Source organism: Siminovitchia sp. FSL H7-0308 (genome assembly GCF_037980985.1).
Classification (GTDB): domain Bacteria; phylum Bacillota; class Bacilli; order Bacillales; family Bacillaceae_C; genus Siminovitchia; species Siminovitchia thermophila.
The window spans coordinates 4,108,694-4,121,162 of record NZ_CP150282.1; the positions used below are offsets into that span (position 1 = coordinate 4,108,694).

General features: G+C 40.7%; 14 protein-coding genes. All 14 read right to left on the bottom strand.

All coding sequences use genetic code 11. From position 1 onward, the window contains the following. Nucleotides 1–332 precede the first annotated feature (332 nt). Nucleotides 333–1,130: a hypothetical protein gene (locus MHB50_RS19160; RefSeq protein ID WP_339165318.1), complete on the bottom strand. Its 798-nt coding sequence runs from the start codon at nucleotides 1,128–1,130 to the stop codon at nucleotides 333–335. A 30-nt stretch (nucleotides 1,131–1,160) separates the two neighbouring features. Then, nucleotides 1,161–1,949, bottom strand: a complete 789-nt coding sequence (locus MHB50_RS19165) for a hypothetical protein (RefSeq protein WP_339165319.1) — start codon at nucleotides 1,947–1,949, stop codon at nucleotides 1,161–1,163. A gap of 58 nt (nucleotides 1,950–2,007) precedes the next feature. Then, the gene (locus MHB50_RS19170; protein ID WP_339165320.1) at nucleotides 2,008–2,577 is read right to left on the bottom strand and encodes an STM3941 family protein; all 570 of its coding nucleotides are present in this window, start codon (nucleotides 2,575–2,577) and stop codon (nucleotides 2,008–2,010) included. An 89-nt stretch (nucleotides 2,578–2,666) separates the two neighbouring features. After that, nucleotides 2,667–3,758 carry a hypothetical protein gene (locus MHB50_RS19175; RefSeq protein WP_339165322.1) on the bottom strand — a complete coding sequence of 364 codons (1,092 nt, stop codon included), beginning with the start codon at nucleotides 3,756–3,758 and terminating at the stop codon, nucleotides 2,667–2,669. Between the two features lie 205 nt (nucleotides 3,759–3,963). Continuing rightward, nucleotides 3,964–4,596, bottom strand: a complete 633-nt coding sequence (locus tag MHB50_RS19180; RefSeq protein WP_340084603.1) for a hypothetical protein — start codon at nucleotides 4,594–4,596, stop codon at nucleotides 3,964–3,966. Nucleotides 4,597–4,698: 102 nt separating this feature from the next. Then, entirely contained in the window at nucleotides 4,699–5,373 is a 675-nt protein-coding gene (locus MHB50_RS19185) for a hypothetical protein (RefSeq protein WP_340084605.1), read from the bottom strand. Then, nucleotides 5,366–6,457: a hypothetical protein gene (locus MHB50_RS19190; RefSeq protein WP_339165325.1), complete on the bottom strand. Its 1,092-nt coding sequence runs from the start codon at nucleotides 6,455–6,457 to the stop codon at nucleotides 5,366–5,368. The genes MHB50_RS19185 and MHB50_RS19190 overlap by 8 nt, the downstream gene beginning before the upstream one ends. A 408-nt stretch (nucleotides 6,458–6,865) precedes the next feature. Next, the gene (locus MHB50_RS19195) at nucleotides 6,866–7,495 is read right to left on the bottom strand and encodes a hypothetical protein (protein WP_340084606.1); all 630 of its coding nucleotides are present in this window, start codon (nucleotides 7,493–7,495) and stop codon (nucleotides 6,866–6,868) included. Nucleotides 7,496–7,597: 102 nt separating this feature from the next. Continuing rightward, nucleotides 7,598–7,957, bottom strand: a complete 360-nt coding sequence (locus MHB50_RS19200) for a hypothetical protein (RefSeq protein ID WP_340084607.1) — start codon at nucleotides 7,955–7,957, stop codon at nucleotides 7,598–7,600. Nucleotides 7,958–8,147: 190 nt separating this feature from the next. Then, nucleotides 8,148–8,786, bottom strand: a complete 639-nt coding sequence (locus MHB50_RS19205) for a hypothetical protein (protein WP_340084608.1) — start codon at nucleotides 8,784–8,786, stop codon at nucleotides 8,148–8,150. Nucleotides 8,787–8,939: 153 nt separating this feature from the next. After that, nucleotides 8,940–10,013, bottom strand: coding sequence for a hypothetical protein (locus MHB50_RS19210; RefSeq protein WP_339165331.1), 1,074 nt, complete (start codon nucleotides 10,011–10,013; stop codon nucleotides 8,940–8,942). Between the two features lie 61 nt (nucleotides 10,014–10,074). After that, nucleotides 10,075–11,778, bottom strand: coding sequence for a T7SS effector LXG polymorphic toxin (locus MHB50_RS19215; protein WP_340084609.1), 1,704 nt, complete (start codon nucleotides 11,776–11,778; stop codon nucleotides 10,075–10,077). 5 nt (nucleotides 11,779–11,783) lie between these two features. Then, nucleotides 11,784–12,041, bottom strand: a complete 258-nt coding sequence (locus tag MHB50_RS19220) for a hypothetical protein (protein ID WP_339165334.1) — start codon at nucleotides 12,039–12,041, stop codon at nucleotides 11,784–11,786. Between the two features lie 6 nt (nucleotides 12,042–12,047). Then, entirely contained in the window at nucleotides 12,048–12,461 is a 414-nt protein-coding gene (locus MHB50_RS19225) for a DUF5082 family protein (protein WP_139345629.1), read from the bottom strand. Between the last annotated feature and the right edge of the window lie 8 nt (nucleotides 12,462–12,469).

Genomic DNA, 12,469 nt, shown 5'->3' on the forward strand with positions numbered 1-12,469 from the left:
TATGTATAAAAAAGCCACTTGCCAACATCCGAAAAAATACATACACTCCTGTTGTTCGGGCATTACGTTCACGGGAGGTATATAGGAGATGTTGGCAATGGCTGAAATTAATTATATCAGATACGAAACCAATACAAAAGGACGCAACTATTCTGAAGTTGCGAGACAGATGGGAGTAGACAGGCGGATGTAAAGAAGTATTCCGACATGGAATCGCTTCCTCGAAAACGTCCTGACACGATAGTCATACTAGGTATCGGCTCTTGATCTCATATTAAGATAACGAGCTCCTTTACAAAGCTCACCATCAAGAAAAGTACATTTCTGTTATGTTAATTCCCTTCCAACCAAGCTGGAAGCTCTTCCTCTGCAATTAGTTTCATATATTCCTTCATTTCCACAGGATATACATCGATTTCATTTGCTTCCATCACAAAGCTATAATCTAGAAACCACACACACGACTTTCCTCTTAAAAATAGATATACTGGCTCATCGCCCTGCGCCTCTTCCACTTCTTCTCCGAACATAAACGTAATTGAATCAAAAACGGCATGACGTTCTTGAAAGTCTCTTAAAAAGGAGCGGAAAGAGATTGGATGGTCCTCATCCTTACAAATTGCGTCCATTTCTTCATCTGTATATGTACCCATGGAGTCAAACAGTTCTCTTTCGATCTTAAAAGGTGCAATCCCCTCTTTTGGCTCTTCCTCAGGTAAACCATAAAAGTCGATCAGATGCTCAACATAATCAAGATTACCATTCATCATCGTAAATATATGATCCATGCCTTCGAAACGTTGGACAATCCTGCCTCCATCTGCTAGGTGATGAAATATCAATGCATACTGTCCATATACGCAACGAACCTTTTTCGGCGCCTTCATCACAGCATGAATCAGGTCTTCTACTTCTTGGACTAGTTGTGTTGAACGGGCTTCATCCCAATAACCGCGATGCTTTAACAGCCTTTCTACGTGATACGCGAAAGCGCCTAGCTGTTGCTCTGTCATATCCCGCTTTAGCAATGAGGCTTCACGTGCAACATCCTCATAACCACACAAGGCGAGCACCCCAATCAATTCATCTGTCGATAAGGCAATCTTCTTTTCTTTTAACAAATTCATCATCCATCCCTCCATAAGCACATCCGCTCTTGTTTAAAAACCAAACCACATTTTTATCCGTGTCATGATCATCTGTATCAATGAGGATGCTTCTGTAGGATAGAAGTATACTTGACTTTGCGTATCTACTTCCGTGTAATCGATATACCAAATGCACGATTTTGACGGTAAAAACAAATGTATTTCTGGAATTTCATTCTCATCTGTGATGTAGTCAGACTTGATCAATGAAAAATTATTAAGGAAACATCCATTCTTCACAAACGCTTTCATAAATGCCTGCATAGCTGGAGGATGCTCTCCTTCAGAAAGCAATTCATTGATTTGTTTTGCGGTCTTTGCAACAGAAAAAGATTGGAACATCTCACTCGACATTATAAAGGGCTCCATGTCGATCCGTTCTTCGGAGGGAAACTGATAAAAGTCTTGTATTGTATCTTCACCTTGTTTATTTTTTGTCATATCCATGTCGTAAAAGCTATGCATGCCATCTTCACATTTTTGCACAAGCACTTTCCGAGACCCCATGTTATGTAAAAGCATCACCGTTTTATCGTGCACGCAACGTACTTTTTTCTCTGCTCTCATCAATAGATGAATCAAACTTTCGAGTCCATGATCTATTTCACCTTTTTCATTTTGATAGCCGCGACGCCATAATAACAATTCCGCTTCTCCGACAACTTCTTGTAGTTGTTCGTCACTTTTCCAATCCCGTGTGTTCTTCAACGCATCAGCCGCCGCTTGCTCGTATCCACACAACAGCATCGCTACGCTTAGTTCTTCTGTCGATAACGAAAATGCTTTTTTCTCCTGAATCATTGTCCATCCCTCCACTAGGTTTATTCATTATCGCAATCAGAGGTACAACTGAATGTGCCTATCCAATTTTTTCTTGATCTATAAACTGCTCAACAAATTCCAACACTGCCTCTAACGGAACATCACTTGCATTTTGTGGGATACTGATAGGAATCTCTTTTTTCTTGTTCATACTTAAAAGGGCACGTTTCACACCTCTTTGTCGCTCCAGAAATGGCTCAAAATCTTTTGGAATGATGCCAATCATTTTTTGGCCCATCATCGAATACATCACAATCCGTTCAATTTCATCCCAACGGATCTGGCCTACACCTACAAAAGAAGCATTTTCGTAAATTCCTTCTTTATCAACTCGTAATGACGGTTTCGGTTTGACAAGACGGTACAATAAATACACAGTACAAAGACTAAAAAATGGGATGGCTACCGCGACCACTACAGGTAAAATTGGAGCGGTTACTGATGTGATGCCTCGTGCTTCTTCTAAAATAGATTCCCGATTTAATGCTGCCCATATTGAACCAGCAACAAATGCTAGAGATAAGATAGAAAGTAACAACATTCTCCCTTTCCCTGGATAAACAATCATACTGTCTTTACTGACTTGTGTTCGTTTTGTTTCACTCATCTAAGATTCCTCCTTCAAACTATTTTTTCATGACAATGAAAAAAGAGCATCAATACTCTCTATACGAATACTCATTCTTCAAACTCTTGCTATTCATACCTTTCGATCCTAGATTCGTCAATGTCATCTGGCAATTCCACAAAATATGGAACTTCTAAACGCTCTCTGATCGCCCGCTTTAAATATGCACGTTTATCGTCTTCAAATTCATGTAATTCCTCTTCTCTTTGAATCGTCCATTCCGGTAGTAACACTGGTTCTGGTTCTTGCCCAGATGTTTGACAATACCATTGCCCGTTCTCTTTGTACAAAATCATTTCTTTTGGCGGATCAAATTTCATTCGACTAAAATGACGCACACCATTTTCCACATATAAAAATAGCACATTTTCAAATGTCTTCGATCCTTTTTCTCGATAACTCTCATCCGGATATTCTAGCTCACCATATTCCAAATAACGCCCACTTGACAGCATTTCCTCTGATACTTTTCGTATTGACGCCTCTTCGCGTGCTTTTTCTTCTGCCATCATTTGCGCTCGTTCTTCTGGGGTAATATATAAATCGATACCCGCTACCATCATCACACGTGTCCAAAACAAGGAAAAGAAAAGAGCCCAGCCTGGCCAGATAAGAGCCACCGCAGCATCCTCCCCAAATAAAAACACATAAATACCCGCGCCTTTCGTCGAGTTAAAGGACCCTAACAGATGGAACAAGAAAAAAGCGCCTAGCGTAATCGTCACTGCCTTTCCTACAAGCTCACGTGTACGAGTGGGAATCCACTTGATCCATGAGAATAAAATTAAAAAAATTTGGTTCCAAAGAAGATTGATATAGACTTCTTGATAAAATGGATGATCGACTAGCGCCTGGATACCATATAAGTTAATTGCCACCAATGACCATAAACATAATGGAATACCTTGAAGATACGTTTTGAGTCGCTCATAACTTGAAAGGTGGTAACTGACAACATACGCAAAACCTACACTAATAATGAGATAACTCACGTAGAGGACAATCGCAAACAAGCGCCACGTATTGTTAATGTATACAAAAAAGATATTTGCAATACTGTAAAGATGAACAAACAGCCCAAACACAAGATACATGCCTAAATTTGATCCGTAACTTTCCTTCTCCTCTCTTTGATCAGACAAAGAATCGATGTTTCTCACAGCCACACCTCAACCCAATTTCCAAAATCACTTGCGGCATTCCAAGCAGCTTTTCCTGCATCCCCTGCAGCCTTCCAACCTTTTTAGCTGCAACTCCAATTTTCTCTCCAACTTGCCGTACAGGCTCTCCTAAAGCCATTTTTTATCGGACCAAAACATTCTCTACAACAGCTGACAGCTTTTGCAAAAATATAAAAATACAATTTTATCCACCCCTGTCAATCTCGGACTCATCAATGTCACTCGGAATCTCTACAAAGTACGGGACTATACGTCTGTATTCAATTGCTTGTTCCAAATACTCACGTTTATCGATTTCAAGTTCGTCCTTTTCCTCTTCTAAATGCTCTGGCAACAACACTCGTTCACGTTCTTGCCCTGTTGTCTGACAGTACCATTGCCCGTTCTCTTTGTACAAAATCATTTCTTTTGGCGGAGTCCAATTCAAGCGATTAAAATAACGAACACCATTCTCTACATATAAAAACTCTACATATTCAAACGTCTTCGATCCCTTTTCCCGATAGTTGCTTATTCCCTCTGTAATGTAATAATCCAACTCTCCATACTCCAAGTAACGTCCACTTGACAGCATTTCCTCCGATACTTTTCGTATTGACGCCTCTTCGCGTGCTTTCTCTTCTGCCATCCTTCTGGCCCGCTCTTCTGGCGTAATGTCTAAATCTATGCCCGCCCCCATAATCAAACGTGTCCAAAATCCAGAGAAAAAAAGGGCAATGCCTGGCCATGTGAGAGCTACCGCTACCTCTTTACCGAACAAAAATGCATAAATACCCATACCTTTAGTGGAAGCAAAAATCCCCAACAAATGAAACATAAAAAAAGCGCCAAGGATAATGGTTACGATACGAGCTATCCTTTCTCGTGTACGAACCGGGATCCACTTGATCCATGAAAATAAAATAAACAACAATTGAATTCATAGAAGATTAATATAAAGCTCTTGGTAAAATGGTTGATCCACCAGCGCCTGTATTCCATATAAATTAATCGCCACCATTGACCATAAGCACCCAGTGAATACAATCGAATAAGTTCCCAATCGAGTCTGTTCTTGAAAACGATAGTACACATATGCAGGAATGACACTCACAATCAAATAACTTCCCCACAGCAAAATGGCGAATAGACGCGATGCATCATTTATATACACAAAGAAGATATTGGGAATACTATAGAGATGAACCAACAACCCGAAAAAAAAATGATACCCACTATAAATAAAGAGAAAGCTTTCCTTTTTTTCGTAGGTATGAGTAGAAGGGTTAACATTTACCATCATTTGCACCTCAATTCCACAAAAATTATGAGGAAAGGAATATTCCCCATCACCTACATTAACCAAACAGGCTTCCAAGAGCTTTGGCGCCGCTTGATAGTAAATTCTTCGCTCCTTCTTTGACCTCATTTCCAAAATCACTTGCGGCATTCCAAGCAGCTTTTCCTGCTTCCCCTGCAGCCTTCCAACCTTTTTAGCTGCAACTCCAATTTTCTCTCCAACTTGCCGTACAGGCTCTCCTAAAGCCGTTTTTTGTCGGACCAAAACATTCTCTACAACAGCTGACAGCTTTTGCAAAAATAAAATTTTATCCACCCCTGTCAATCTCGGACTCATCAATGTCACTCGGAATCTCTACAAAGTACGGGACTATACGTCTGTATTCAATTGCTTGTTCCAAATACTCACGTTTATCGATTTCAAGTTCGTCCTTTTCCTCTTCTAAATGCTCTGGCAACAACACTCGTTCACGTTCTTGCCCTGTTGTCTGACAGTACCATTGCCCGTTCTCTTTGTACAAAATCATTTCTTTTGGCGGAGTCCAATTCAAGCGATTAAAATAACGAACACCATTCTCTACATATAAAAACTCTACGTATTCAAACGTCTTCGATCCCTTTTCCCGATAGTTGCTTATTCCCTCTGTAATATAATAGTCCAACTCTCCATACTCTAAGTAACGTCCACTTGACAGCATTTCTTCCGATGGTTTTCTTTTCTGCGCCTCTTCGCGTGCTTTCTCTTCTGCCATCCTTCTGGCCCGCTCTTCTGGCGTAATGTCTAAGTCTATGCCCGCCCCCATAATCAAACGTGTCCAAAATCCAGAGAAAAAAAGGGCAATGCCTGGCCATATAAGAGCTACCGCTACCTCTTTACCGAACAAAAATACATAAATACCCATACCTTTAGTGGAAGCAAAAATCCCCAACAAATGAAACATAAAAAAAGCGCCAAGGATAATGGTTACGATACGAGCTATCCTTTCTCGTGTACGAACCGGGATCCACTTGATCCATGAAAATAAAATAAACAACAATTGAATCCATAGAAGATTAATATAAAGCTCTTGGTAAAATGGTTGATCCACCAGCGCCTGTATTCCATATAAATTAATCGCCACCATTGACCATAAGCAAACCATGAAAAAAAGCAGGTTTGTCTCGAGTCGCTCATAACTTGGAAAGCGGTAAACAATATATGCAGCAACTGCGCTCATCACAAAATAACTTAAACAGAGTAAAACCGCAAACAAACGCGATGTACCATTTATATACACAAAAAAGATATTGGGAATACTATAGAGATAAACAAACACCCCACCCAAGAGATAATTGATTAAAATTGACCGGTAACTTTCCTTCTCCTCACATCTATCATAAAAAGAATCGATGTTTCTCACAGCCACACCTCAATCCTCGATTTCAACACAATTTAAAAAATAGTAAATATAGGCAAGTGGAGATCCCCCCATCACCTACATTAACCAAACAGGCTTCCAAGAGCTTTGGCACCGCTTCATAGTAAATTCTTCGCTCCTTCTTTGACCTCACTTCCAAAATCACTAAGTTTATAAAATTCCCTCTAATATCATCTCCACGCCTGACGTAATTTACAAACCGCTGTCCATTTTTATAAATCACCGTTGGACCTGAAGCTCTGTTCAACAGACCTCCAACTCCTACATTAGGCAGATTCCTTAATCCCGCTATTTCTTTTGGAAGATTGCTAGGCATATATCCATAACGTCGAACAATATAATTCCCTTTTGGATGTTTCATATTTTAGAAGCCAGCTTTGAAAAGTTTATTCATTCCCTGTCAATCTCGGACTCATCAATGTCACTCGGAATCTCTACAAAGTAGGGGACTATACGTCTGTATTCAATTGCTTGTTCCAAATACTCACGTTTATCGATTTCAAGTTCGTCCTTTTCCTCTTCTAAATGCTCTGGCAACAACACTCGTTCACGTTCTTGCCCTGTTGTCTGACAGTACCATTGCCCGTTCTCTTTGTACAAAATCATTTCTTTTGGCGGAGTCCAATTCAAGCGATTAAAATAACGAACACCATTCTCTACATATAAAAACTCTACATATTCAAACGTCTTCGATCCCTTTTCCCGATAGTTGCTTATTCCCTCTGTAATGTAATAATCCAACTCTCCATACTCTAAGTAACGTCCACTTGACAGCATTTCTTCCGATGGTTTTCTTTTCTGCGCCTCTTCGCGTGCTTTCTCTTCTGCCATCCTTCTGGCCCGCTCTTCTGGCGTAATGTCTAAATCTATGCCCGCCCCCATAATCAAACGTGTCCAAAATCCAGAGAAAAAAAGGGCAATGCCTGGCCATGTGAGAGCTACCGCTACCTCTTTACCGAACAAAAATGCATAAATACCCATACCTTTGGTGGAAGCAAAAATCCCCAACAAATGAAACATAAAAAAAGCGCCAAGGATAATGGTTACGATACGAGCTATCCTTTCTCGTGTACGAACCGGGATCCACTTGATCCATGAAAATAAAATAAACAACAATTGAATTCATAGAAGATTAATATAAAGCTCTTGGTAAAATGGTTGATCCACCAGCGCCTGTATTCCATATAAATTAATCGCCACCATTGACCATAAGCACCCAGTGAATACAATCGAATAAGTTCCCAATCGAGTCTGTTCTTGAAAACGATAGTACACATATGCAGGAATGACACTCACAACCAAATGACTTCCCCACAGTAAAATGGCGAATAAACGCGATGTATCATTTATATACACAAAAAAGATATTGGGAATACTATAGAGATGAACCAACAACCCAAAAAGAAAGCAATACCCGTTATAAGCAAGGAAGAAATTTCTTTTTTCACTGTTTGTATCAGGAGAAGGATTAACATTTATCACAATTTTTCACCTCAATTCCGCAAAGATATTGGGAAGCTATAAAGATAAACAAACACCCCACCTAAGGGATAATTGATTAAAATTGATCGGTAACTTTCCTTCTCCTCACATCTATCATAAAAAGAATCGATGTTTCTCACAGCCACACCTCAACCCACGATTTCAAAGTGAATATTCCCCATCACCTACATTAACCAAACAGGCTTCCAAGAGCTTTGGCGCCGCTTGATAGTAAATTCTTCGCTCCTTCTTTGACCTCATTTCCAAAATCACTTGCGGCATTCCAAGCAGCTTTTCCTGCTTCCCCTGCAACCTTCCAACCTTTTTTAGCTGCAACCCCAATTTTCTCTCCAACTTGCCGTACAGGCTCTCCTAAAATTTTGTTCGCTGAGATACCGCCAATTGCCGCGCCAACAAATCCACCAACAACCGTACCAACGCCAGGGAAAATCATCGTACCTATAGCCGCCCCTCCGGTTGCACCCGCATATGCAGCACCAATATCCAACGCTGTTCCGGCAAGCGCGCGACCCGTTCTTTGTGCCGTACTTTTATCTTTATGTGCATCCGAAAATGCCTCCATAAAGTTGAGTCCCACCGCCAATACATTTCCTGCGCGGGCGAGATTCTTTTGCCAACCGCCGCCACCTGGTTTTATATTTTTAAGTGATTTTTTCACATCAACGCTCTTTATTGTTGGTATGAAATTATGGCGAAAATTTTTCAATAAGTTTATAAAATTCCCTCTAATACCATCCCCACGCCGGATGTAATTTACAAACCGCTGTCCATTTTTATAAATCACCGTTGGACCGGAAGCTCTGTTCAACAGACCTCCAACTCCTACATTAGGCAGATTCCTTAATCCCGCTATTTCTTTTGGAAGATTGCTAGGTATATATCCATAACGTCGAACAATATATTTCCCTTTTGGATGTTTCATCAACTCATGTATTTTAGAAGCCTGCTTTAAAAAGTTTATTCATTCCCTGTCAATCTCGGACTCATCAATGTCACTCGGAATCTCCACAAAGTAGGGGACTATACGTCTGTATTCAATTGCTTGTTCCAAATATTCACGTTTATCGATTTCAAATTCTTGCTTTTCTTCTTCTAGATGCTCTGACAACAACACTCGTTCAGGTTCTTGCCCAGTTGTTTGACAATACCATTGCCCGTTCTCTTTGTACAAAATCATTTCTTTTGTTGGAGTCCAATCCAAGCGATTAAAATAACGGATACGGTTCTCTACATATAAAAACTCCACATCTTCAAACATCTTCGATCCTTTTTCTCGATAACTCACATCCGGATATTCTAGCTCACCATATTCCAAATAACGCCCACTTGACAGCATTTCTTCCGATACTTTTCGTATTGACGCCTCTTCGCGTGTTTTTTCTTCTGCAATCATTCGCGCTCGTTCTTCTGGCGTGATATCTAAGTCAATCACCGTTCCCATAATAAATCGCGTCCACAAACCAGAGAAGAAAAGAGCCCAGCCCGGCCATCCAAGAGCCGTTGCGACATCCCCAAACAAAAAGACATAAATTCCTGCACCTCTCGTTGAATTGAAATCAGCTAACAAATGGAATAAACAAAACGCTCCTAGCGCGATCGTCACTGCCCGTGCCACTATTTTACGTGTGCGAACTGGAATCCATTTGATCCATGAGAATAAGATTAAAAACAATTGACCCCAAAGAAGATGAATATAGACTCCTTGAAAAATTGGATGATCGGCTAGAGCTTGGATTCCATATAAGTTAATTGCTGCCATTGACCATAAATATACTGTAAAAGAGAACAGAAGTGTCCCACGTTGCTCAGGATTCAAAAAACGACATTCAACGTATGCCGCACCAGCACTCATAATAAAATAACTTACACATAGTATCATTGCAAACAAGCGCCACATATCGTTTGTGTACACAAAAAAGATATTTGGAATACTGTAAAGATAAACAAAAACCCCACACACAAGATAGAGGCCTAAAATTGATCGGTAGCTTCCCTTCTCCTCACTTTGATCAGGAAAAGATTCGATGTTTCTCACAACTGTACCCCCAGTTCCACCATCAGACGCTTAGGAAATGAGGACGCCCCCATTTCCAACTTTAACCAAACAGACTTCCTAGCGCTTTTGCGCCTCCTGATAGTAAATTCTTTGCCCCTTCTTTTACATCATTGACCACATTTGAAACTGTTTCTTTCGCTTTGTTCCAACCTTTTTCAACCGTGCTACCGATTCTCTCGCCTGCTTTCCTCACAGATTCGCCTAAATGCTTATTCGCTAGGTATCCTCCTGCTGCTGCACCAACAATCCCACCAACGACCGTACCGACGCCAGGGAAAATCATCGTGCCAAAGGCTGCTCCTGAGGCAGCTCCTGCAGTTCCAGCACCGATATCTAAGGCGGAGCCAGTAAGCGCACGACCGGTTCTTTCAGCTACACTTTTATCCTTATGTTTATCCGAAAATGCTTCCATAAAGTTGAGTCCGACAGCCAATACATTTGCTCCTCGGACAAGATTCTTTTGCCAACCAGCCTTACGAGGGTTGAGTTTTTTTAGCGATTCTTTTACATCAATGTTCTTTAGGTTCTTTAGATTTTTCAAAGACTTGTTCACATCGATGCTCTTTATCGTTGGAATGAAATTTTGCTTCAAATTGTTACCAAGACTTTTAAAGAATTTCCCACTAGGATTGCTATTAAAGTTATTCACAAACTCCTGTCCATTTCTATAACTTACAATCGGCCCAGAAGTTCTGTTTAAAAGTTCCCCAATTCCTATTTTAGACACATTTCTTAATCCGGCTATACCTTTCAGGAGTTCACTAGGTTTATATGCATAAGGATTAATAAAACTCTTCCTGGTCGGATCATGTAAATTACGTAGTTTAGAAGCCCATTTCGACTCATAAACCCCTCCATTAGATTTCCATGTTGATTTGACATCCAATTTCTTTGTATGAGGGTTATATTCCAGCATTTTCGTTCCAAACATAATTGCTGTCGCCGCACCACGCGCACCATCCCTAATAACAGTTCCCCAATCATAAACATTTTTAAAGTCCTGACCGAGGAAATTCACTACTCCCTGCACTAACGAACGGTCATCTCCACGATTCAAACGAGCCATATCCACGCCTGGAGCTTCCTTATGTAATGTCATCTCTTTGAAGTGCGACTTCACGTCTTGAATATTCACCCCTTGTAAAAGAGGTCCGCCTGCATTGGTCCACTCTACCGCTTTTTGCACAATGGCATCTAGTTCGGTACGGCTCGCTTGTACGTCAGCCATTAAATCGACTCCGTCATTGTCAAGCATATACAATTCATCAACGACTTCGCTTGCGAATTTACGCGAACTCTCAATGCCGTTTAATACTTGGTCTATGTCTAGCTTTCCAAGATTCATAATATGGCTAACCGACGCCGCATACTCATCCACTTTTTGTTTGGACTGCTCCGTTGACTGCTCAACTTTATCTAGCCCTCGAGTCATTTGCGTATCCCAAAAGTCTTCGGTCACTACCCCATTTTCAGAGGGTTCAAATTCAAGGATATACGCCTTCATTTTTTTAATTTTTTCAATCGTAGTGGTGATGTGGGCGCGAAATGCCCGGATCGTTGGGAGCTGTAACTCCGCATGATTCAAGATGATTGCTTCCCCACCTTCTCCAGTGAATGCACCGTCCATATTCAGTACTCTTTCAATTCCTACATCTATCAAATCCAAAAAATCCAAGCGACGTTGCAATTGATCTATGTCTTTATCAAGCTTCGTGATCGCTTGACTGACATCTAAGATTTTCATTATTTTCACCTCATTTTCCCTGCAAGTTCATGGTCCACATTCTCATATTCTTGCACCAAGGTTTGGAATTGCCGTTCCATTTGACTCAACGTCTGAAAATACATGCTTAATTTATCCTCTATTTCTTCTACTTCTCCAGTTTCAGCCAGCAACATGTCTAGCCCTTCAGTTGAATCAACCGCTTCTTTTTGAAAACTGCCAGCAAGCTCTCCGACCGCTTGAAGGATTGCCAGGGCTTCCTCTACGTTTACTTTGATTTCCATCTTCTATCACCCCTTCTTTTCCCTTGCCAGTTTATCAAGCTTTCTTAAATGGTTAATTCGATTGTTTCGGTATTGAATTTGTAGTCTTCCACTCTCGATTTTTTCCTGGAGTCGATCTCGCTTACTATCAATGGCATCGATCATTTCTTGGACTTGCTCTGGTAACTTCACATGCTCCAGTTTAAGCTTATCACGCTCTGCCCTTTCGAAGTCAGATGCAATGGTCCCACGCGCTGCGTCATTTCCTAATTCCGGATGATCGATATGACTTTTATCTGATACTAACGTGCTTTTTTCAGTTACTAACTTACTTCGGACATCAAGCAACTCTTGACGATGCTCTCCTGCTATATCCATTCCTTTCCTAATCGTTCGGATCTCATGATTCAGCATATTAATTTGATTTAAATAATAGCTCATCACCTATA